This window comes from Streptomyces sp. NBC_01445, from assembly GCF_035918235.1.
GTDB lineage: Bacteria > Actinomycetota > Actinomycetes > Streptomycetales > Streptomycetaceae > Streptomyces.
Genome location: NZ_CP109485.1, coordinates 1403450 through 1425830 on the forward strand (window position 1 = coordinate 1403450; position 22381 = coordinate 1425830).

Annotated in this window: 20 protein-coding genes and 1 pseudogene; 7 read left to right on the forward strand and 14 right to left on the reverse strand. The window is 70.4% G+C overall.

The annotated features are described in order from the left end of the window. Positions 1-13 precede the first annotated feature (13 nt). The gene (locus OG574_RS06665) at positions 14-664 is read left to right on the forward strand and encodes a TetR/AcrR family transcriptional regulator C-terminal domain-containing protein (protein ID WP_326772322.1); all 651 of its coding nucleotides are present in this window, start codon (positions 14-16) and stop codon (positions 662-664) included. 109 nt (positions 665-773) lie between these two features. Here OG574_RS06665 and lysA read toward each other — a convergent pair whose 3' ends face one another. The 10 genes and pseudogenes from lysA to moaA all read right to left on the reverse strand — a co-directional run bounded on the left by lysA (position 774) and on the right by moaA (position 9515). Continuing rightward, the gene (gene lysA / locus OG574_RS06670) at positions 774-2111 is read right to left on the reverse strand and encodes a diaminopimelate decarboxylase (protein WP_326772323.1); all 1338 of its coding nucleotides are present in this window, start codon (positions 2109-2111) and stop codon (positions 774-776) included. Positions 2112-2125: 14 nt separating this feature from the next. After that, a complete protein-coding gene (locus OG574_RS06675) occupies positions 2126-2554 on the reverse strand; it encodes an SAV_915 family protein (protein WP_326772324.1) in 429 nt (142 codons plus the stop codon). 320 nt (positions 2555-2874) lie between these two features. Continuing rightward, a complete protein-coding gene (locus OG574_RS06680; protein WP_326772325.1) occupies positions 2875-4602 on the reverse strand; it encodes a serine/threonine-protein kinase in 1728 nt (575 codons plus the stop codon). 99 nt (positions 4603-4701) lie between these two features. Further along, a complete protein-coding gene (locus OG574_RS06685; RefSeq protein WP_100593082.1) occupies positions 4702-5397 on the reverse strand; it encodes a L,D-transpeptidase family protein in 696 nt (231 codons plus the stop codon). A gap of 233 nt (positions 5398-5630) precedes the next feature. Continuing rightward, positions 5631-6089, reverse strand: a complete 459-nt coding sequence (locus OG574_RS06690; RefSeq protein ID WP_326772326.1) for an SRPBCC family protein — start codon at positions 6087-6089, stop codon at positions 5631-5633. A gap of 143 nt (positions 6090-6232) precedes the next feature. After that, a complete protein-coding gene (locus tag OG574_RS06695; protein ID WP_326772327.1) occupies positions 6233-6679 on the reverse strand; it encodes a molybdenum cofactor biosynthesis protein MoaE in 447 nt (148 codons plus the stop codon). An 81-nt stretch (positions 6680-6760) separates the two neighbouring features. Beyond that, on the reverse strand, positions 6761-7024 hold the full coding sequence (locus OG574_RS06700) for a MoaD/ThiS family protein (RefSeq protein WP_326778384.1): 264 nt from the start codon (positions 7022-7024) through the stop codon (positions 6761-6763). Positions 7025-7092: 68 nt separating this feature from the next. Further along, complete coding sequence (locus tag OG574_RS06705; RefSeq protein ID WP_326778385.1) at positions 7093-8283, reverse strand: molybdopterin molybdotransferase MoeA; 1191 nt, start codon at positions 8281-8283, stop codon at positions 7093-7095. A 62-nt stretch (positions 8284-8345) separates the two neighbouring features. Further along, positions 8346-8471 carry a hypothetical protein gene (locus OG574_RS06710; protein WP_326772328.1) on the reverse strand — a complete coding sequence of 42 codons (126 nt, stop codon included), beginning with the start codon at positions 8469-8471 and terminating at the stop codon, positions 8346-8348. A 73-nt stretch (positions 8472-8544) separates the two neighbouring features. Continuing rightward, a pseudogene (gene moaA / locus OG574_RS06715) lies at positions 8545-9515 on the reverse strand (GTP 3',8-cyclase MoaA). A gap of 519 nt (positions 9516-10034) precedes the next feature. Here moaA and OG574_RS06720 point away from each other — a divergent pair. The 4 genes from OG574_RS06720 (at position 10035) to OG574_RS06735 (ending at position 15559) form a co-directional block, all read left to right on the forward strand. Beyond that, positions 10035-12329 carry an FdhF/YdeP family oxidoreductase gene (locus OG574_RS06720; RefSeq protein WP_326772329.1) on the forward strand — a complete coding sequence of 765 codons (2295 nt, stop codon included), beginning with the start codon at positions 10035-10037 and terminating at the stop codon, positions 12327-12329. A 105-nt stretch (positions 12330-12434) separates the two neighbouring features. Next, entirely contained in the window at positions 12435-13634 is a 1200-nt protein-coding gene (locus OG574_RS06725; protein WP_326772330.1) for an MFS transporter, read from the forward strand. Between the two features lie 82 nt (positions 13635-13716). After that, positions 13717-14553 carry a formate dehydrogenase accessory sulfurtransferase FdhD gene (gene fdhD / locus OG574_RS06730; RefSeq protein WP_326772331.1) on the forward strand — a complete coding sequence of 279 codons (837 nt, stop codon included), beginning with the start codon at positions 13717-13719 and terminating at the stop codon, positions 14551-14553. A gap of 76 nt (positions 14554-14629) precedes the next feature. Next, positions 14630-15559, forward strand: a complete 930-nt coding sequence (locus OG574_RS06735; RefSeq protein ID WP_326772332.1) for a LysR family transcriptional regulator — start codon at positions 14630-14632, stop codon at positions 15557-15559. A gap of 11 nt (positions 15560-15570) precedes the next feature. Here the strand turns inward: OG574_RS06735 and OG574_RS06740 are convergent, their stop codons facing one another. From OG574_RS06740 to OG574_RS06750, 3 genes are read right to left on the reverse strand one after another with little or no spacing between them, the layout of a single operon-like run. Continuing rightward, on the reverse strand, positions 15571-16032 hold the full coding sequence (locus OG574_RS06740) for a GreA/GreB family elongation factor (RefSeq protein WP_326772333.1): 462 nt from the start codon (positions 16030-16032) through the stop codon (positions 15571-15573). Between the two features lie 46 nt (positions 16033-16078). Then, positions 16079-16354, reverse strand: a complete 276-nt coding sequence (locus OG574_RS06745) for a hypothetical protein (RefSeq protein ID WP_326772334.1) — start codon at positions 16352-16354, stop codon at positions 16079-16081. A 42-nt stretch (positions 16355-16396) separates the two neighbouring features. Then, the gene (locus tag OG574_RS06750; protein ID WP_326772335.1) at positions 16397-18952 is read right to left on the reverse strand and encodes an ATP-dependent Clp protease ATP-binding subunit; all 2556 of its coding nucleotides are present in this window, start codon (positions 18950-18952) and stop codon (positions 16397-16399) included. Positions 18953-19176: 224 nt separating this feature from the next. Between OG574_RS06750 and OG574_RS06755 the strand changes: the two genes are divergently transcribed. After that, positions 19177-19650, forward strand: coding sequence for an Hsp20/alpha crystallin family protein (locus OG574_RS06755; RefSeq protein WP_326772336.1), 474 nt, complete (start codon positions 19177-19179; stop codon positions 19648-19650). An 84-nt stretch (positions 19651-19734) separates the two neighbouring features. On the opposite strand, the gene OG574_RS06760 is transcribed toward OG574_RS06755, so the two are convergent. After that, the gene (locus OG574_RS06760; RefSeq protein WP_326772337.1) at positions 19735-20367 is read right to left on the reverse strand and encodes a DUF1345 domain-containing protein; all 633 of its coding nucleotides are present in this window, start codon (positions 20365-20367) and stop codon (positions 19735-19737) included. 180 nt (positions 20368-20547) lie between these two features. On the opposite strand from OG574_RS06760, the gene OG574_RS06765 reads away from it, so the two are divergent. Further along, a complete protein-coding gene (locus OG574_RS06765; protein WP_326772338.1) occupies positions 20548-22338 on the forward strand; it encodes an FUSC family protein in 1791 nt (596 codons plus the stop codon). The last annotated feature ends 43 nt before the right edge of the window (positions 22339-22381 follow it).

Consider the following 22381-nt stretch of genomic DNA (forward strand, 5'->3'; position numbering starts at 1 on the left):
TAAACTGTCAAGTGTGGCTACCCCGAGATCCCCCAAGCTGGACAAGACGCAGGTCGTCGACACCGCTCTGCGCCTGCTCAATGACGTCGGCCTCGACGGCCTCACGCTCCGCGCCATCGCCAAGGAGCTGAACGTCCAGGCGCCCGCGCTCTACTGGCACTTCAAGAACAAGCAGGAGCTGCTGGACGAGATGGCGACGGAGATGTACCGCCGTATGACGGCCGACGACCCGCTCACACCCGACGCCACCTGGCGGGAGCGCCTGCTGACGTCGAACCGCGGACTGCGTACCGCGCTCCTGAGCCACCGCGACGGCGCCAAGGTCTTCAGCGGCTCGCGCTTCACCGGCACGCTGCACGCGGTCGAGATGGAGCGGACGCTGCGTCTTTTCACCGAAGCCGGGTTCACGCTCACCCAGGCGGTGCGGGCCACCACGACCGCGTACATGTACACCCTCGGTTTCGTCACCGAGGAGCAGGGCGTCCAGCCCCTGCCGGGCGAGCGCCGCGAGGGGTACGACATCGACGAACGCGCCCGCCGGATGGCCGACTTCCCCCTGTCGGCCGCGGCGGGCGCGGAGATCTTCGAGGACTACGAGCAGCACTTCGAGGACGGTCTCGCCCTGGTGATCGCGGGGATCGAAGCGCGCTACGGGACGGCCTGAGCGATTCCCGCGGTGGTGGCGAAGGGTTCACGGGAGGCAGGGGTGGCTGGGGGCCTCCGGTCGAGGGCCGACCGTCACTCGACCGGAGGCTGTACAGGAGGACCGGCGTCTACAGCCCCACGTCGCGGCTGCGGATGTCGTCCAGGGACTCGCGGCGGACCAGCAGGCGGGCGCGGCCGTCGTCCACGGCGACCACCGGCGGGCGGCCGACCAGGTTGTAGCCGGACGCCATGGACAGGTGGTAGGCGCCGGCTACGGGCACCGCGAGCAGGTCTCCGGGGTGGACATCGGCGGGGAGTTCGACGTCGGTGGCCAGGACGTCTCCGGCCTCGCAGTGGCGGCCCACCACGGTCATCGCGGTCCGGTCCGCAGTGCTGTGACGGCCGATCAGACGGGGTGCGTAGCGCACGCCGTACAGCGCCGGCCGAGGGTTGTCGCTCATGCCGCCGTCCACGGCCACGAAGGTGTGTGCGCCGGTGCGCTTGACGGCGAGTACGCGATAGAGGGCGATACCGGCCGGTCCTGCGATGGCGCGCCCCGGCTCGATGATCAGGCGGGGCACGGTGAGTCCGGCCGCCGCGCACGCCTCGGTGAGCTCCGCCCGGACCTTGCGGGCCAGGGTGGTGATGTCCAGGGCCTGTTCACCCGGCCGGTAGGCGATTCCGTGTCCGCCGCCCAGGTCGAGTTCGGGCAGGACGAGGCCGTGCTGCTCGTGCAGCCGGGCCATCAGCCCCACCATGCGCCGTACGGCTGCCAGATACGGCTTGACGCTGGTTATCTGCGAGCCCAAATGACAGTGCAGGCCGGTGAGTTCGAGCTGCGGCTGGTCCAGTATGCGGGCGATGGCGTGCTGGGCGTAGCCGTCGGAGATCGACAGGCCGAACTTCTGGTCGTCGGTTCCGGTGCGGATCTTCTCGTGGCCACCGGCGCTGATCGCGGGCACGACGCGGACCATGACCTTCTGATGTCCGTCGGGCCCGACCGCGGCGGCCAGCCGGGCGATCTCGGAGGGGCTGTCGATCACGATGCGCCCGACGCCCAGGCGCAGCGCGGACTCCAGGTCGTGCGGGGACTTGGCGTTGCCGTGCAGCACTATCCTCTCGGGCGGGAACCCGGTGGTGACCGCGAGTTCCAGCTCACCGGCCGAGCAGACGTCGAGCCCAAGACCCTCGTCGTCCACCCAGTGGGCCATGGCCCGGCACAGGAACGCCTTGGCCGCGTAGAGGACTTCGGCCTCGGGGAAGGCGTGCCGGTAGGTGCGGCAGCGCTCGCGTACCTCGCCCTCGTCGAGTACGTAGGCGGGGGTGCCGAAGCGGTCGGCGACCCCGGCGAGCGGTACGCCGCCCACGGCCAGGTCGCCCGGGTGGGGCTCGGTGGTGGAGGCGGGCCACACCGACAACTCGTCGGCGGTGGCGGTGGTGACTGCGGGTTCGTGAACAGTGGTCATCGTGCGTTTCCCTCTCAACCGATCCACAGAGCGAGCGCCGAGACGAGCGCGGCGGCGCCGGTCACCCGCAGTACCCCGACGGCCTGCGGATCCCATGTGCTCACGCGTGAACGGGAGACCCCGTCCGGCACGGGGGCGACGGGCCTGGTGGGCGCGGGAGCCGGCGCCGAGAACTGGGGGTCCACGGTGACCGTGGTGACTCCCAGCGGCGCCGCCAGCGCGCGCAGCGCGGGCTCGGCGAGCCTGATCCACGGCTGCTCGGACCCGAGCGTCGCGGTCAGCTTCCGCTCCGAGGTGAAGCCGACGGCCGTACGGTCGCCGAGGGGGGTACGGAAGAGCCGGGCCGCGCATCCTGCCGGTCCCGGCCGGACCGGAACGAACAACGGTCCGGCCGGGAACCGATCAAGAGGCTCCGGGTCTTCGGGGTACGAGGGTTGTGCCATGGGATGCCTCCTGGAGGATCCGGGGTGATTCATGTGCGGGGTCTGCGAGCCCCGGACGCCGACGGCCGCCCGGGGCTCACCGCTGAAGCTATGCCCGCACGCCCCCGCTCGCCGACACCTCATAACGGGACGCTGACGGTGATCGGGGCGACGCATACGGGACGCTGACGCGAGGAGCGCCCGACGGTGGAGACACCCGTCAGAGGAGCGCCAAGAAGTGGCGTTCGGGCTGCCCGAAGGCCCCGGGCCAGGAGTCAGATGGAACCGCGAGACACCGCCGGCTCACTGCATGAACAGGCCTCGGTACGGGAGGGGCGCTCTCAGCAGCGCGTCGACGCCCCCGACTGGTTGGTGAGGTTGTCGTTGGACATCCAGCCCGACGTGTTCGTGCCCGCCACCCGCACGTACGTCCAGTTGTGGCCGTATGCGTTGACGACCGAGCAGTGGTACCAGAGCTTGGAGCCGTTCTCGGCCAGGGCGACCGACGAGCACGTCTGGTACGGCCCGGTCACGATGTGGTAGCTGCCGGACATGTAGCCGTACGTGCCCGGGTTCGGGTCGCGGTGGGTCCAGCCGCTGCAACTCTTCGACACCGAGCTCGGCTTGGCCGTCGGAGGGGCCGGCGGCTGCGAGGCCGTGGCACCGCCGTCGCTGCTCGGTCGCGCCGACGACTCACCGCCGTCGTCCGTGTCACCCGCCCCCTCACCCCCTGCCTCACTCGGCCGCTGCGACGGTGTGCGCGACGGCTCCTGCGAGGTCGCCGACGACGAGGCGCTCGGCGACTTCTTGCCGCCGCCCACGCTTCCCCTGCTCGGCAGTTCGCTGACCTGCGAGGCACCGGAACGCGTCGGCGCCGTCCGGGCCTCGTCCGACTTCGCGTCGTCGCCGGTGCCCACCAGGGCGTACGTGATGCCGCCGCCCGCGATCACCACGGCCGCGGCCGTCGATGCGACGACGGCACGGCTGCGGCGCCGGGCGCGGCCGGAGGCGCCGCTCGCCGCCCGTCCCACGTGTGGCTCGCCGGTCTGGGGAAGCGTGCTCGCCAGGCCAGGCGTCGGGTAGCCACCCTGCGGAGGCTGAGGGTACGGCGTGGCAGGAGATCCGAACCCGGGCCCGGACTGATGAACCGCATGCGGCGCGGGGGCAACAGCCGGGGCCTGCGCCTGGGCCGGGGGCCCGAAGCTCACCGTGCTGCCCGCCGCCACCCGTTCCAGCATCTCCCGCGCCTGGCCCGCATCCGGCCGGCTCTCCGGGTCCTTCGCCATCAGCGCCCTGAGCACCGGCGCCAGCGCCCCCGCCCGCCCCGACTCAGGCAGCGGCTCGTTCACGATCGCCGCCAGCGTCGACCACACCGACGTACGGCGGAACGGCGACGTGCCCTCGACGGCCGCGTACAGCGTCATGCCGAGCGACCAGATGTCCGACGCGGGGCCCGGCTCCTTGCCCTGCGCGCGCTCCGGGGGCAGGTAGTCGAGGGAGCCGACGAGCTGGCCGCTGCGGGTCAGCTTGTCCATGGCGTCGTCGCCCGCGGCCTCCATGCTGGCTATGCCGAAGTCGGTGAGCACGACACGACCGCCGCCTTCGAGCAGTACGTTCCCGGGCTTGACGTCCCGGTGCAGCACCCCCGCCCGGTGCGCCGCGTCGAGCGCGTCCATCAACTTGGCACCGATCGCGGCCGCCTCGTGCGGCTCCAGCGCGCCGCGCTCGGTGAGCACGTCGTCGAGCGAGGGCCCGTCGACCAGCTCCATGACGATGACGGGCAGGCCGTCCTCCTCGGTCACGTCGTGCACCGTGACCACTCCGCTGTGGCGGATACGGGCGGCGGCCTGCGCCTCCCGCTGCATGCGGACCCGCAGACCGGCCAGATCGGACGCGGAGGAGTCGGTGAAGGCTCTGAGGATCTTGACGGCGACCTCTCTGTTGAGCAGCTCGTCCACCGCCCGCGCGACCACCCCCATGCCGCCGCGCCCGATCATCGAGGTGACTCGGTAACGCCCCCCGAGTACCTTGCCGATCAGCTCGCTGCCGTTCTTCTCCCCCGACGTCACCGCACGCTCCGTTCCATGACTGTTCGTCAATTCCCTTACCTGGAAGGCATAAGACTAGGGGAATGGGAACAGGGGGGAACTCGCGGCGGCCCGCTGGGCTCAGGTGCCCGGCTTGCGGCCGTAGACGTAGACGTCGTCACCCGTCTTCAGCAGGGACCAGTACTTCTTCGCGGTGGTACTGGTCATGTTCACGCAGCCGTGCGAGCCGGGCGGGTTCCACATGCTCACGCCGACCGAGTGGAAGGCCTGGCCGCCGTCGAAGAACTGGCTGTAGGGCATGGGCACGTTGTAGATGCTCGACACGTGGTCGATGTGCCGCCAGTAGATCTTCTTCAGGCCGGTGCGGGTCTCGTAGCCGTTACGGCCGGTGCGAACCGGCACCGGCCCGTAGACGAGGTTCTTGCCGTCCTGGATCCAGCTGAGCTGCAGCGTCAGGTTCACGCAGGCGATGCGCCCCTTGTTGACGGGGCATTTGCCGTCTTTGTTGGGATTGCTGCCGACGGCCTTCTGCTTGTTCATCAGGTCCATCACGCCCCACGTGACGGGCCCCGCGTAGCCGATGTTCGGGCTGATGCCGTGCTTGTTCTGGAAGGCCTGGACAGCCTTGCAGTCGGCGGCGGACTGCTTTCCGTCGACCGGCCGGCCGAGGAACCCCTCCACCTGCTTCTGATAGGGACCGGTCGATGTCGTGCAGCTCGCGGCCTGCGCGGGCGCGGCGCCCAGCGCGAGTGTCAGCGGCGCGACGAGTCCGGTGATTCCCAGTGCGACGGCTCCCCGTCTGCGTATGTCCCCCATGGCGGGCCTTTCCTTGCAGGGCGCTCGATGCGCTCGAAGCGTTTCTCTGCCAGGTAGACCGGTCGCGGGTCGCTCAGGTTGTGGCGTTGCTCGGGCTGGGACCCAATGGTGACAATTCCGAGTTCTTCGCCAGTGGGTCGCGTGACGCGGCGTGGCGATGGTGCGGGCGCGCATGACATGCCGGCGCGGGCCCGCGTGAAGGGTGTCAGCGCGGGCCCGCTTCAACGGGGGTGTCAGCGTGGAGCGATCGCCGCCTCGGTCGCCGCCTTGATCCTGGCGGCGAACGCGTCGGCGTCCTTGCGGGCGGCGGAGAGCGCCAGGCCGACGAGGAGCTTGCCCACGCCATGGCCTTCCAGCACGTTGAAAATACGGACCTGGGTCCCGCCGTCGGGCATCGGCTCCAGGTCGTAGCCGCCCTCGCGTGCCATCACGCTGTTCTTCGACACCTCGGCCCACCGGATCTTCACGGGGGCGTCGAGGGCGGTGATGCGGAACTCCCTCGCGGACTTCATCCCTGCGTCCTTCACGGTGCTCCGGAAGACGGTGCCCACAGTGGTCGGGGTGTCGGGTACGCGCTCGATCTTCAGCACCCGGGGGCTGAACTGCGGATCGTTGCGACCGTCAGCCAGGTACTCGAAGACCTCGTCGACGGACCGTGCGACCACGAACGTCGCTTCGAACTGTCCTGCCATGGGCACTCCCGCCTCGTCGTAGCAGCACCGCGACCCTATGTGACGGCCGGGCATCCCGCGCGGCGGGCCGGGCGCGGTCCCGGTCACGACTCCCTGGAGCCGGTTGCGGATGCTCCACACCCATACTGACCAGCGGCGGCGCGTCAGCAGGCGCCTACCCACTCCTCGTCGCCGTCCGAGAAGAACTGGTGCTTCCAGATGGGCACCTCGTGCTTGAGGTCCTCGACGAGGCGGGCGCAGGCGGCGAAGGCCTCCGCGCGGTGCGGGCAGGAGACCGCCGCGATGACCGCGACGTCGCCGATCTCCAGACGGCCCGTCCTGTGGACGGCGGCGAGGGCGCTGACCGGGAAGTCGGCGGCGACCTTCTCGGCGACCCGGCGCATTTCGCTCTCGGCGGCGGGATGGGCACTGTATTCGAGGGCATCCACCGACCTGCCGCCGTCGTGGTTGCGCACGGTTCCGACGAAGACGGCGGTGCCTCCGGCGGTGGCATCGCCCACGGCCTCGTACACCTCGTCCAGGGAGAGCGGGGTGTCGCGCAGTGCGAGCAGTTGAACGGGGTGGCCGGAGAGGTACGGGATGTGCGGCATGGTTCGTTCCTGAGGTCGGGGGCGTTGCGGTGCATGCAGGGGCGGCGTCAACTCCGGCTTGCGCGTGACGAGTTGGGGTGATCAGCCACCCGCGAACGGAGGCAGTACCTCGACCGTTCCCCCTTCGGCGAGGTGGACCGAAGCGTGGTCGCGCCCGCCGACCGGGCGGCCGTCCACAAGGAACGAGCAGTAGCCGAGCACGCGCGCCAACCGCGGACGGCCGTCGTGCCGGGAGCGGACGTGTTCCAGCGCTTCCGCGAGTGTCGCCGCGCGGTAGGGCTCCTGCGCCGTACCGGCCGCGGCCTTGGCCGCCGCCCAGTAGCGGATGGTTCCGGCCGGCGTCATCGGGGTCGCCACTGCTGTGCCTCCTGTTGTCGAGCTGCTCCGGCCTGCGTTCGGGTGTCCCCACACGGTCACTGTCCCGGCACCTCCAAGACTTCCGCGGTGGCCCCGGCGGGCACCCCGCCGGGCGGGACGACCGCGAGGCCGTCGGCGAACGCGAGGCCGCGCAGCATGGCCGGGCCGTCGAACGGGAGCGGTGTCACTTCGTGGTGGGTGCGTCGCACCGGCAGCAGGCGGGTGTCCCGCGGGTGTCCTGGCAGGTCGGTGGCGGTGCGCATCCGGCAGGGTTCCGCGTCCGGGTGCCCGCCGAGGTGTCGCAGCAGCGGCGCGGCGAGCGTCACCGTGCCGGCGACGGCGGCAAGCGGGTTGCCGGGCAGGCCGACCAGCCGGCGGGTGCGGCCGTCGGGGGTGGGCGGCAGCCCGGCGAGCAGCATGGGGTGGCCGGGCCGTACGGCGACGGAGTCGACGAGCAGGCGGGCGCCCGCCTCTTCGAGGGTGGCGTGCAGGAAGTCCACCGGGCCTGCGGCGGTGCTGCCGGTGGTGACGACGACATCGGCGCGCGAGTTGTGTACGGCCTCCCGCAGCAGCCCCAAGTCGTCCGCCACCCGGCGGCGCCCGATCACGTCGGCGCCGCAACTTCTCAGCCACGGCGGCAGCATGGGTCCGAGCGCGTCGCGTACCCGCCCGTGCCGGGGCAGGCCGGCCTCCAGCAACTCGTCGCCGAGCACCAGGAGTTCGACGGTCGGGCGGCGGTGTACGGCGAGCCGGTCGTACCCGGCGGCCGCCGCGAGTCCCAGCACGGCCGGGGTCACCGTGATGCCGGCCGGGATCAGCGCCTCACCCGCACGGCACTCCTGGCCACGCGGCCGGATGTCGCGGCCCGGAGCGACCGAGCCGGGCCCGGTGGAGCGATCGTGCAGGGTGCCACTCTCGGCGTCGAACTCCCCATGTTCCCTTCTCAGCACGGCTGTTGCGCCCGTCGGCAGCCGGGCGCCGGTGGCAATGGGGACGGCAGTTCCGTAGTCGCGGAGCGGCGCGGACCGGTCGCCGGCGAGGACGGCGGCGCCGCCCACCAGCCACGGTCCCGGTCCGGCCACGGCCCAGCCGTCCATCGCGGACGTGTCGAACGGCGGCAGGTCGGTGAGCGCCGTCAGCGGTTCGGCGAGCGCGTGACCGAGCGCGTCCGCCAGGGATCGGGTGACGGCGGGCAGCGGCTGTCCGACGCAGTCCCGGGCGATCCGCCGGGCCTGCTCCCAGGCCATGTGGGACTCTGCCGCCACTCGCACTCCACCCGTGCCGTCCAGGGTGTGCGCGCCGGCCGGGGTCATGCGGTCCCCGCGCTGTTCTCGGGCTCGGCAGCCCAGCGTTCGGCCGGCGCCGTCAGCTTGCGGTTCGCGACGTCAAGGTCGACGTCGAGTTCGGACTTGACGTCCTCGATCCTGTTAGGCATCCAGCTCACCTTCGTTCTTGTCTGCCTCTTATCTGCCTCTTGTCTGCCGCGGAGGCTCTTGGGGTGGGGCCCGTCAGCCGCCGATGGCCGACATCGGGCGTTCCGGGCGGCGGAACTCCGGGCTGTTGATCGCGTGGCCGGGGCCCTTGCGGCCGACCGAGGTCCGCCAGGCCGCCTCCACGGTCGCGTCGTCGGCGCCGCCTCGCAGCAGGGCCCGCAGGTCGGACTCCTCAGTGGCGAAGAGGCAGTTGCGCAGCTGCCCGTCAGCCGCACGCGGTCGCACGTGCCGCAGAACGGGCGGGTGACACTGGCGATGACACCCACCAGCGCCTCGCTGCCCGCGATCCGCCACTCCTCCGCGGGCGCGTTGTCCTGCCGCCCGACCGGCACGAGTTCGAAGCGCTCGCCGAGCCGCTCCAGGACCTCCGCGGCCGTGACCATCCGGTCCCTGTCCCAAGCTCCCTGCGCATCCAGGGGCATCGATTCGATGAACCGCATGTGGTACCCGTGCTCCGCCGCGAACGCGGTCAGGTCGACGATCTCGTCGTCGTTGACTCCCCGCACCGGCACCGCGTTGATCTTCACCGGGTTCAGACCCGCGTCGCGGGCGGCCGAGAGTCCGGCCAGTACGTCCTTGATCCGGTCGCGGCGGGTGATCTCGGCGAACCGCTCCGGGCGCAGTGTGTCGAGGCTGACGTTGACGCGGCTGAGCCCAGCCTCCCGCAGTGCGTCGGCGCTGCGCGCCAGGCCTATGCCGTTGGTGGTGATCGACAGTTCCGGAGCCGGGTCCAGGGCGGACAGGCGGGCCACCAGGCCGGGCAGGCCCCTGCGCAGCAGCGGCTCGCCGCCGGTCAGCCGGACCTCGGTGATCCCGAGGCGCTCGGTGCCGATGCGGACCAGGCGTACGACCTCGTCGTCGGTGAGGACTTCGGCACGGGGCAGCCAGTTCAGCCCCTCGGCCGGCATGCAGTACGTGCAGCGCAGATTGCAGCGGTCGGTCAGCGAGACCCGCAGGTCCGTGTGGACCCGGCCGAAGCGGTCCATGAGGGGCGACGGAACGACGGGAAGGCGCTCCGCGCGGTGGCGCCGGGACCGACCGGTCCCGGTCGGCTCGTCGCTGTGATCAAGCACGGTTGCGCCCTCCCATGAAATACCGTTAGCCGGGTTTGGTGAAACATTAGAGACCAAGGTTCGCGAATTATCCAGGGGTCGGAATCCGAAGCCTTTCTCCACTCCACCTCTTCCTTACTCATCGATCATCATGGAAAGGTTTCCCCGAGAAGTCAAAGAGGGGTTCTCGATGGCATGATCGGTCGGGGCTATCGAGCCTCGAACCCCAGGCAGGACAAGGGAAGGCGCCTTGATAAGCGGTACCTATCAGGTGATCGGAAATGCCTCTTTGACGCGCCACTCGGATTGCAGGAAGCTTCTCTCGCGGCGATGACGCGAAAACGTATCCGGCGCGCATGAGCAAACCGCGGTAAATGCGAACACGGAGAACAGGCCGCCGTTTCCCGGGGACCCGTCCGCCCAGGTGCATGGAAGAAAGAGGCAGACCAGATCATGAGCAGCAGCATCGAGGACCCGATCGACGACCTGACGGTCACGCCCCCCAAGACCTGGGCGACGGGTCTCCCCGCCGTGACGCACGCGCTGGAGTACTCCCTCGGCCAGACGTCCCCGCGCCGCACCATGCTGACGCTGCTGAACATCAACCAGGCCAAGGGCATCGACTGCCCCGGCTGTGCCTGGCCCGAGCACGCGCCGGGCAAGCGGCACATGAACGAGTACTGCGAGAACGGCGCCAAGCACATCAACGACGAGGCCACCTCGCGCCGCGTCACCCGTGACTTCTTCCGCGAGCACTCGATCGCCGAGCTGGACTCCAAGTCCGACTACTGGCTCAACCAGCAGGGCCGGCTGACCGAGCCGATGGTCAAGCGCCCCGGCGCGACCCACTACGAGCCGATCGGCTGGGACGAGGCGTTCGGCATCCTCGCCAAGGAGCTCAAGCAGCTCACCTCCCCCGACGAGGCCCTGTTCTACGTCTCGGGGCGCCTCAACAACGAGGCCGCGTTCCTCCTCCAGCTCTTCGCCCGCGCGTACGGCACCAACAACCTGCCGGACTGCTCCAACATGTGCCACGAGTCCAGCGGCTCCGCGATGTCGGAGACCCTGGGCATCGGCAAGGGCACGGTCTCGCTCGACGACCTGGAGAACTCCGATCTGGTCTTCGTCGTGGGCCAGAACCCGGGCACCAACCACCCGCGCATGCTGTCCTCCCTGGAGGAGACCAAGCGCAACGGCGGCAAGATCGTCGCCGTCAACACGCTCCCCGAGGCCGGCCTGCTCCGCTTCAAGCACCCGCAGCGCCCGCGCGGCATCATCGGCAAGGGCACACAGATCGCCGACCAGTTCCTGCACATCAGGGCCGGCGGCGACCTCGCCCTGTTCCAGGCCCTGAACCTGCTACTCCTGGAGGCCGAGGACGCCGACCCGGGCACGGTGATCGACCACGCCTTCATCGAGAAGAACACCATCGGCTACGAGGCCTTCGCGAAGCACGCGCGCCAGGTCACGTGGGAGCACATCTACGACGCCACCGGCCTCTCCCGTGAGGAGATCGACGAGGTCTTCGAGCGCGTCCTGAACGCCAAGTCGGTCATCGTGTGCTGGGCGATGGGCCTCACGCAGCACAAGCACGGCGTCCCCTCCATCCGCGAAGTCATCAACTTCCTCATGCTGCGCGGCAACATCGGCAAGCCCGGTGCGGGCGCGTGCCCGGTGCGCGGCCACAGCAACGTGCAGGGCGACCGCACGATGGGCGTGTGGGAGCGGATGCCGCAGAAGTTCCTGGACTCCCTGGGCAAGGAGTTCGGCTTCACGCCGCCCACGCACCACGGCCTGGACGCCGTCGACGGCATCCGCGCCATGTACGAGAAGCGCGCCAGGTTCTTCCTCGGTGTCGCCGGCAACTTCGTACGGGCCACTCCCGACAGCGAGGTCACCGAGCAGGCGATGCGCAACTGCAGCCTGACGGCCCACGTCTCGACGAAGCTCAACCGTTCCCACACGGTCTGCGGTGAGACCGCGCTGATCCTGCCCACCCTGGGCCGCAGCGACAAGGACTTCCAGGCCACCGGCGAGCAGTTCATCACCGTCGAGGACTCGATGAGCGACGTGCACGCCTCCCGCGGCAAGCTGCCGCCGGCCTCCCCGGACCTGCTCAGCGAGGTCGCCATCATCAGCCGCATGGCCCTCGCGACCATCGGCGACAAGTACGGCATCCCGTGGCAGGGCTTCGAGGACGACTACGGCACCGTCCGCGACCGGATCTCCCGCGTGATCCCGGGCTTCGAGAACTTCAACGAGCGTGTGTCCGAGCCGGGTGGCTTCAACCTGCCCAACCCGGCCAACCACGGCGTCTTCAACACCCCGAGCGGCAAGGCCGTGTTCACGCAGAACGAGTTCACGATGCCGCACGTGCCGGAGGGTCACCTGCTGCTCCAGACGCTGCGCTCGCACGACCAGTGGAACACCATCTGGTACGCCCCCAACGACCGCTACCGCGGCATCCACAACGCCCGCCGTGTCGTGATGGTGAACCCCGCCGACCTCAAGCTGCTCGGCATCGAGGACGGCGACATGGTCGACCTGGTCAGCGTCTGGCACGACGAGCGGGAGCGGCGCGCCGAGAACTTCAAGGTCGTCGCCTACCCGGCCAGCCCCGGCTCCGCCGCGGCCTACTACCCCGAGACGAACGTCCTGGTCCCGCTGGACAGCGTCGCCGACATCAGCAACTGCCCGACTTCCAAGGGAGTTGTAGTGCGCCTGGAGCCCGTCGGCACTCCGAGCTGACCCAACACCCGGCACTCCCGGGGCAGTTCAGGGAGTGCCGGAGTCCTCGGAGTGCCCGCCGCGACGGCGGGCCGAAGCGCCGTGTTCAGAAAGGTACTTGCCTGCATGCCCGCATCTCGCGCCGTCCGCGGCTGGCTTCCGGCGGCGGCCGCGGTGTTCGCCGCCGGGTGGGGCGCGAACCAGTTCACCCCGCTCGCGGTGGTGTACCGGACGCAGGAGCACTGGCCTCCCGTCCCGGTCGCTGCCATGTTCACCACCTACCTGCTGGGTCTGCTCCCCAGCCTGCTGCTCGGCGGCCCGGCCGCGGACCGGTTCGGCCGCTGCCTCACGGTCCGGCCCGCCCTGGCCCTGTCCGCCGCCGCGAGCGCCCTGCTGGCGGCGGCGCCGGTGAGCCCGAGCGCCGTCTACGCGAGCCGCCTGGCCACCGGATTCGCGGCAGGTGTCGTCCTGACCGCGGGGACCAAATGGCTTCGGGAGCTGTCGGCCTGGGCCGGGCGCCCGGATGCCGGTGACCGACGCGCGACGTACGCCACCGGTGGTGGCTTCGCGGCGGGTGCGGTGACGGCGGGCGCTTTCGCCGAGTGGCTGCCGCATCCGATGGTGCTGCCCGGCCTCGCCCACTGTCTGCTGGCCCTGCTGGTGCTGGGCGCGACCCGCCGCGTACCGGAGACGGCGCCGGCACCCGGTGCCGCCCCGGTGCCGTCCCGCATCGTGGACCTGCACCGGGCGGTCGTCGGGAACAGGCGCTTCCTGTGGGTCGTGCTTCCCGCGAGCCCGGCGGTCTTCGGCGCCGCGACCGTGGCGTATGTCGTGCTGCCGCCGCTGGTGGCGAACCGGGTTCCCGGATACGCGCCGCTCTTCAGCGGTCTCGTGACGGCGCTGACGCTCACCATGGGCATCGTCGTCCAGCCCCTGGCCGTACGGCTGGACCATGCGCACAGCGCGCGGGCCACCCTGACCGCCATGGTCACCGTGATCGGCGGACTCACGGTGGGCGCGATCGCCGCGCACCGGAGCTCCGCCGGTCTCGTGATGGCCGCGGCGGCCCTGCTCGGGGCCGGATACGGGCTCACGCTGGCGGCGGGCCTGATGGAGATCGAGCGGCTCCTGCCGCCGAAGGCCCACCCGTCGACGGCGCTCCTCTACCAGGGCGCCACCTACAGCGGCTTCCTCACACCGCTCCTGCTCGCCCTCACGGCGGGCGCGGGCACCGCCCCCTATCCGGCGCTCCTGGCGGGCATGGCGGCCGTGGGCCTGCTGTGCCTGGCTGTCACAGCTGGGTACAGCCGCCGGAGTCTTCCCTGATGGCGCGGCCGCAGGACGAGGTCCGCCACGCGTCATATCGTCGACAACATCGGAGTACCGCTCCGAGGAGAGGAGCACCATCATGGGACGCGTGACCGCGCGCCGGCGTGTGCTGCGAGTTCGGGACGGGGTGTCCTCGTACCGGCCGGACACCATGGCCGTCGAGGAGCCGATGGAGATCAGGGTGGGCGGACGTCCGCTCACGGTGACCATGCGGACACCGGGCGACGACTTCGATCTCGCGGCCGGGTTTCTGGTGAGCGAGGGCGTGGTGCACACCGGCGACGATGTGACGGGGATCCGTTACTGCGCGGGCGCCACGGCCGACGGCGGCAATACGTACAACGTGGTGGACGTGGCCCTGGCCCCCGGCGTGGCCGCACCCGACGCCTCTCTGGAGCGGAACTTCTACACCACGTCCTCGTGCGGACTGTGCGGCAAGGCCAGCCTGGACGCGGTGCGCACCACTGCGGCGTGGACCGTCTCCGAGGATCCGCTGCGCGTCGGTCCGGAGCTGGTGACGGCGCTTCCGGACCGGCTGCGGGCGGCCCAGAAGGTGTTCGACAGCACGGGCGGCCTGCACGCCGCCGGCCTGTTCACCGCCGACGGCGAACTGCTGTGCCTGCGCGAGGACGTCGGCCGGCACAACGCCGTCGACAAGGTGGTCGGCTTCGCTCTGCGCGAGGGGCTGCTGCCGCTGCGCGAGACCGTTCTGATGGTGAGCGGCCGGGCCTCCTTCGAGCTGGTGCAGAAGGCGCTGATGGCCGGAATCCCCATGCTGGCGGCCGTCTCCGCCCCGTCCTCGCTCGCCGTGGACCTCGCAGCCGAGAGCGGACTGACCCTGATCGGCTTCCTGCGCGGCACCTCGATGAACGTCTACACCGGTGCCGAGCGGCTGGAACAGGTGCCCGTGGCCTGATGCCCTGACCGGTGACTCGTCCGGCGGCCAGCGAGCCCGGTTGGCATTCCCCTGGGCCGTCGGGTAGACCCATGGCGTGCTGTTTCGCCAACTCGAATACCTGGTGGCCCTCTCGCGGGAGCGCCACTTCGCCCGCGCCGCCCAGGCCTGTTACGTCTCCCAGCCCGCCCTCTCCGAGGCGATCCGCAAGCTGGAGGAGGAGCTGGACGTGCCGCTGGTCCGGCGCGGCCGCAAATACGAGGGCCTCACACCCGAGGGCGAACGCATCGTGGTGTGGGCGCAGCGGATCCTCGCCGATCGTGACGCGCTCAAGGACGAGGTCGGCGCGCTGCGCACCGGACTGAGCGGCCGGATGCGGATCGGCTCGGTCCCGACCGCTTCCGGCGCCGTCTCCCTGCTGACCGGCCCGTTCTGCGCGGAGCACCCGCTGGTGACCGTCGAGGTGATAGCGGACCTCCAGTCGCGGGACATCCTCCGCCAGCTGCAGAATTTCGAGATCGACGCCGGAGTCACCTATCTGCACAAGGACCTTGCGGAGAACTTCCACACCGTCCCGCTGTACGAGGAGCGGTACGTGCTCCTGATCACGGCCGCCGATGCCCTGGCGCATCGCACGACGGCCACGTGGACGGAGGCGTCACGGCTGCCGCTGTGCCTGCTGACGGATTCCATGCAGGGGCGCCGCGTGCTGGACGAGGTGTTCGCCGAGGCCGGGACCCGGCCGTCGCCCCGGATCGAGACCGACTCGGTGGGCGCGCTGTTCGCCCATGTCAGGACGGGCCGGTGGGCCAGCATCGTGCCGCACGCGTGGCTGCATGTCTTCGGCGTCCCGCACGGCATGCGCGCGGTGCCACTCGTCGAACCCTCCCGGACCGTGCCGGTCGGACTGGTGGTCACGGCCCGCGAGCCGGGTTCGGTCATGGCCCGCGCGCTGACGGACGTCGCCCGGCACACCGATGTGGCGGCCGCGCTGGAACGCCTCCCCGGTGGTCCCGGGGCCTCCTAGACGCCTCCGGGCTACTCGCCGACGGACACGACCGTCACCGTCGCCTGCCCGTCGGGCGCGTCATAGCTGACACTGTCGCCGGCCCGGTGACCGAGCAACGCGCTGCCGAGCGGGCTGTCGGCGGTGACCAGCGTCCGGTCCAGTACCGCCGCGCTCTCACCGATCTGGACGGTCGCCACCGAGTCGTCCGAGTACCGCACCTTGAGCGTGCTGCCCACGTCCACCACGTCCGTGCTGGGCCGGCCCGCGTCGGCGGCGCCGCGCAGGCGCACCTTGATCTCGTCGATGCGGGCGTCGAGACGGTGGGTCTCGTCGGAGCGGATCAACTCGTCGGCCTGGTCGGCACGGTCGCCCACCTCGGTGGTGTCCTGCAACGTGGCGGCATCCGCGTCGCGTTCGGCCGTCACGTCGGCGAGTTCCTGCTCGAGCGCGCGGCGCTCGGTGGCGCTCATCGGTTCGGGCTCTCCGCTCATTCCTGCTCCCTTCACTTGTCGTGGCCGGTCTGCGTCTGCGGGAAGGTCACTTGTCGTAGCGGGTCGGCGGGAAGGCCTGCCGCTCCGCCCGGGACATCTTGCCGCTGGGCATCTCGCCGCTGTCGACCTCGCGGTCGACCTCCCTCTGGATCTCCTCGTACTGCTTCGCGGGCCGCTCGGGCTTCTTCACGCGCAGCCCGACGTCCCGCAAGTCCTCCTGGGTGCGCCTTTCGAGTGCATCCACGTTGGGGCGCAGGGGCATGCCGCGCCGGTCGTCGGGGTTGCCCTCGACGGCTCGGTTGGACTTGTGGTGATGGACCATGTGTCCTCCTTGTTCAGGCGCCGTCAGGCGCGCCCGACCGGATCAGGCATCGGGAGTCTGCTGCGCCTCGGCCGCGGGCGGGTCCTCCGCGGCCCCTTCGGCCTTCGCCTTCTCCCCGGCGCCGTCCTTGCGCACGGTGCAGTGGATGGTGTCGTTCTCCACGTCCGCGATGATGGTGTCCCCTGGCTCCGCGTCACCGCTCAGCAGGATCAACGCGATCCGGTTGTCGAGTTCGGCCTGGATCGTGCGCCGCAGCGGGCGCGCGCCGAACTCCGGCTGGTGACCGTGGGCGACGAGCAGCTTCTTGGCCGCTTCCGTGACGTCCAGGGTCATGCCCTGCGCGTGCACCCGGCGCTTGCTCCGGTCCAGGAGGTGGTCCACGATCTGCGAGAGGTCGTCCCCGCTGAGGCTGTGGAAGATGATGATGTCGTCGATGCGGTTGAGGAACTCCGGCAGGAACCGGCTCTGCAGGTCCTGCATCAGGTCGTCCTTGATCTCGGACGTGTCACCGTGGTGCGCGAGGATGCGGTGGGCGCCGATGTTGGACGTCATGATGACGACACAGTGCCGGAAGTCGACGGTGCGGCCCTGACCGTCCGTCAGACGCCCGTCGTCGAGGATCTGCAGCAGTGTGTTGAAGACGTCCGGGTGCGCCTTCTCCACCTCGTCGAACAGCACCACGCTGTACGGCTGCCGGCGGACCTTCTCGGTGAGCTGGCCGGCCTCCTCGTACCCGACGTATCCGGGAGGGGCGCCGACAAGCCGGGCGACGGTGTGCTTCTCCTGGAACTCGCTCATGTCGAACCGGATCATGTGATCCTCGTCGCCGAACAGCAGGTCGGCGAGGGTCTTCGCGAGTTCGGTCTTGCCGACGCCGGTGGGGCCGAGGAAGAGGAACGAGCCCACGGGGCGGTTGGGGTCACCCATGCCGGCTCGGTTGCGGCGTACCGCCTCCGAGACGGCGGTGACCGCCTCGTCCTGGCCGACGATCCTCTCGTGCATCTCCGCTTCGAGATTGAGGAGCTTCTCCTTCTCGCTCGCGGTGAGTTGGGAGACGGGGATCCCGGTGCGGCGGGAGACGATGTCGGCGATGTCGGACGCGGTGACGGAGACGACGCCCTCGCGTCGCTCCTCGATCCCGGCGAGTTCGCCTTCGAGCTGCGCGATCTGCCGCTTGAACTCCGACGCCTTCTCGAAGTCCTCACCGGCCACGGCCTCTTGCTGCTCACGCCGCAGCTTGGCGATACGGTCCTCGCGGCTGACGACCTCGGTGGAGCGCCCGGCACTGCGCAGACGCACGCGCGCGCCCGCCTGGTCCATCAGGTCGATGGCCTTGTCGGGCAGGAACCGGTCACTGATGTAGCGGTCGGAGAGCTCGGCCGCCGCCGCAAGGGCGCCGTCGGCGAAGCGGACCTGGTGGTGCGCCTCGTACGCGTCCCGCAGCCCTTCCAGGATCTGGATCGTCTGCTCGACGGTCGGCTCCGGAATCAGGACGGGCTGGAAACGGCGCTCCAGCGCGGCGTCCTTCTCGATGTGCTTGCGGTACTCGTCGATGGTCGTCGCGCCCACGAGCTGCAGCTCACCACGCGCGAGGGCGGGCTTGAGCATGTTGCCCGCGTCCATGGAGCCCTCCCCGGTCGCTCCGGCGCCCACCACCGTGTGCAGCTCGTCGATGAACAGGATGATGCTGCCGCTGGCCTCCTGGACGTCCTCGATGACCTTCTTCAGGCGCTCCTCGAACTGACCGCGGTACTGCGCGCCGGCCACCATGCCGGAGAGGTCGAGCGCGACGACTCTCTTGTCCTTCAAGGTCTCCGGGACCTCGCCCGCCACGATGCGCTGGGCCAGGCCCTCCACGATGGCGGTCTTTCCGACGCCGGGCTCGCCGATGAGTACGGGGTTGTTCTTGGAGCGCCGCGAGAGGATCTCGACGGTCTGCTCGATCTCGTCGGCCCGCCCCACCACCGGGTCGAGCATCCCGGCCTTAGCGTCCTCCGTCAGGTCCCGGCCGTACTCGTCGAGCGTCGTCGCCGGCTTCTTGGCCTCCGGGGCCCCCTCCGCGCGGGACGCCTGATCCGCGAGGCTCTCCAGACGGTCCGGGCTGAAGCCCTGCGCGCGCAGCAGTCGGGCGGCGCCGCTGTCGGTGTCGCTCAGGAGTGCCGCGAGGATGTGCTCGGGGCCGATGTACGAGGCCCCGGCCGCCTGTGAATGGGAGTAGGCGGCCTGGAGCGTGCGCTTGGCCGCCGGGGTGAGTCCGGGCTCGGCCGACGGCTGGCCGGACTCCTGCGGAAGGACGGCGGCGACTTCCGCCGACAGCGCGTCGGGATCCACTCCGATCCGGGAGAGCAGCTTCCGTGTCGGATCGATCTTCGTGGTCGCCCAGAGCAGGTGCTCGGTGTCGAGATCGGAGGTTCCGTCCTCGATCGCTTTCTGGGCGGCGAGATTGAGGAGTTCCTGCGACGAATCCGTCAAGAGCCGTCCGATCGGCACGCGTTGGACGGCCGGTGGTGAGGATGCCGGAGACATTCCGAAGAACCGGTTGAACAAGTCGCTGAAGGGGTCGGACGAGCCGAACCCTGAACCGAAGGACATCGACATTCCTGCTCCTGATGGAGAGAGAGATTGGTTCAACTCAAGCGCGATGTCAGCTGGGCCGCAACAGCAGCGAAATCGCTGCACCTGAGCGCCAGAATTGAGTGCGGAGGGGAATGCAACCCAATGGCGCGGGCCTGATTGCGGGCGGGCGGCCGGGGACGCAGGCTGTCGTCGAGAGAATCCGGCGGGTGAGCGCCGCGAGAGTCGACGGAGTCGGAGAGCACATCATGGTGGAACGCGCAGACGTCACGCGGTCGAATCCCGCACGAACTGCCTGGTGGGCAGGGGCCGATCCGGCAACGGAGCTTCAGCACCTGTGGGGCGAGGTGAGCCGCCTGCTGGAGCGCTCCTCGCAGCCGGCCGGACCTTCACAGCACTGGATGCCCGTGGTGGAGGAAGCGGACTCAGGTGTCGCCTATGTCGTGCGCGCGGAACTGCCCGGTGTCCCTCGTGAGCGCGTGAACGTAGAGGTGGACGGCAGGGAAATTCACATCTCCGGCGCCGTCGACGAAACCACGGACGGAAATGCGCTGCGTCGCCGGTCCGGGACCTTTTCCTATGGAGTTCGCGTTCCCGGCGACGTCGATATCGATCGTATCGAGGCGGATATGGCGGACGGCGTCCTGACGTTGCGCCTGCCGAAGACCGCGGCGGTGACGCGGCGAACGATCGAAATCCGCACCGATGGCAGCGAAGAATAGGAGCCGAACGGCGCCTGTCCCCTCTCAGTGTCCCCTCGCCCGCTCCGGACGTCCTGTCGGCGGAGACGTCCGGTCGTGCGGATGTCAGCCGGTGACGATTCCCGTGACGAGGTTGATGGTCGTGGCGAGGATGCTGGTGCCGAACACGTACGACAGCAGCGAGTGCCGCAGCACCACCGAGCGGATCGTCGAGGTCGAGACGTTGGTGTCGGACACCTGGTAGGTCATGCCGAGGTTGTAGCTGAAGTAGAGGAAGTCTCTGTACGCGGGCGGGTCGTCGTTGTTGAAGTCGATCCCGCCGGCGGCCGTGTAGTACAGGTACGCGTAGCGCGTGGCGTACATGAGATGGAGTGCCGCCCAAGCCATGAACACGCCGCCGAGCGCCACGGCCGCCGCGGCGTGGCCGCTTTCGGATTTGCCGAGCAGGAGCAGCAGCACGGTGGCGACCAGGCCACAGAGGGCGACGCCGACGATCACGAGCTCATCGGTGATGGGCTGGAAGTCCTCCCGTCGGGCATTGACCCGGGTGGCTTTGGCGTCCATCGGCCACAGCACCACCCAGCCCGCCAGCACGAAGAGCAGTTCGGTCGCGGCGATACCGGAGAGAACACCCAGCGCCGCGTTGTTCACCACTCCGACGATCGCCCCGACCACCGCACCACCGACCACGGCGGCACCGAGCCGGGGAACCGCGGACAAGGGCAACCAAGTGGCCATAGATCACCACACTAGTCTTTCCGCCACGTGCCAGCCTGGTGAAGCCTGCGGCGGGGGCACAGACTGGATGCAGCTGGATCCGGTGCAGTGGGCTGCAGTCGGCCGGATTCGCTGCAGTCGGCCGGAACCAGCTGCGTTCAGATCGGGAACTCCACTCGGAGCCGGTGGTATATACCGGACATGCCTTCTTCCCGCCGCCCACTCGCTGCCGTGACCAGGCACGGTTGGCGGCATGCCGTGACCAGCGCGGTGCGCCTCCTCTCCCCGCGCGGCTCACTCGCGCTCCAGCGGGCGGACGGGGCTCCTCTCTTCGCCGTACGCGGCGCCTTGGCGATGGCTCTCGTGGCGCTGCCCGTGGCGATCGCCGGGCGGCCCGATCTCTCCGTGTACGCGATGCTGGGCGCCTTCACCACGACGTTCGGGCGCAACCTGCCCTACCCGCGTCGCGCTCGTGTTCTCGCGCTGGTCGCGGTGGCCATGACGGCGTGCGTGGGCTGCGGATCGGCGCTCGCCGCGTGGGTTCGTCCGGGAGCCGGTGGCTGGGGTGCCGCCGTCGTGGTCGCGGCGACGGCGGTGGTCGCCGGGCTGGCGAAGCTGGCGTGTGACGCGACCCGGTTGAGCGGGCTCGGCGCGGTGCTGCTGCTGTTCTCCTTCGCGGTGGCGGCCAATGGCTCGCCCACCACCGCCGAAGTTCTCCCGCAGACCGGGCTTGCCGCGGCCGGCGCCGCGGTCGCCTGGGTGCTCGGAGTGTCCGGCTGGCTGGTGCACCCGGACCGTCCGCAGAGATACGCCGTGGCCAGGGCCCTGCGTGAGCTCGCGGGACTGCTGACCGGGCCTGGACCCGGCGGCGACACGCGGCAGTCGCGACACCGTACGACGGTTGCGGTGCTGCAGGCGTACCACTCGCTCGGTATCGCGCCTCCGACGCAGGCGCACCAGGCCGGCCGGGACGGAGTCTTCGTACGCCTCACCGACCTGTCGTGGTCGCTGCTGATCAGCTCGGCGCGCAGGGCGCCGGTCGACCCCGCCGCGACGGCGGAGCAGCTGCTCCGGCAGGCTCGTGTCCTCACCGAGCGGCGCCGTAGACCGCCCGTGCTGCTGCCGGAGCTGGCTGTCCCGCCTCCGGCGGCGCAGGACAGCGAGGCCGCCGTCGCGGCCTCTGCGTCCGTGGCCGCCGCAGGGCCGGCCGCGGGACCGGGCCGCCCTGTCGCCTGGCGCGCCACCGAACTTCTGATGGGGCGACGCGCTGGTGGCCCCGAACACCGGGCCGTCCTCGCCGTTCCCGCGGTGCGGATGGTCCTGGGCACCGGGATCGCGGGCGGGCTGGCCGTGGCCGGGGGGCTCGAGCACAGCTACTGGGCGTCGATCTCCGCCGCCGCCGTGCTGCACTCCGTCAACCTCCGCACCACGGCCCAGCGCGCCGTCCAGCGCACCCTCGGCACGGTCATCGGCCTGCTCCTCGCACTCGGTGTGCTCGCCACGGACCCGAGGCCGGTGGCACTCGCCTGCGTGATCGTGCTGCTCGAATTCCTCCTTGAGTACTTCGTCCCGCGCAACTACGGGCTTGGCGTCGTCTTCCTCACCCCTCTGGCTCTGCTGATGAGCGACCTCGCCGCCCCCGCCCCTGCCGGGGAACTCGTCGCCGACCGCGTGCTGGGGAGCGTGCTCGGCATCGTCGTCGGGCTCGGCTGCGCCCTTCTGGTGGTCCATGACCATGCCGCGCTGCGCGTCGAGCGGGCGCTGGCCGCCTGCACGCAGGCATCCGATCAGGCGGAACGTTCGCTGGCCGAGAGCTCGGGGCCCCAGCTTCCGGTCGTCCAGGTCCAACTGGTCCTGGCAGTGGTCGAGTTGCGCGATGCCGACGACGCCGCCGCGGGAGAGCTGTGGCCGGCGGGGATCGATCCCGCCGAACTCGCGGCCGCCGAGCAACGTGCGTATCTCCTGCTGGAACGGCTCCACCATCGGCGGTAGCGGCCTACGGCCGACGCGCGCGGGCCTGCGGCCTCGGGCTAGC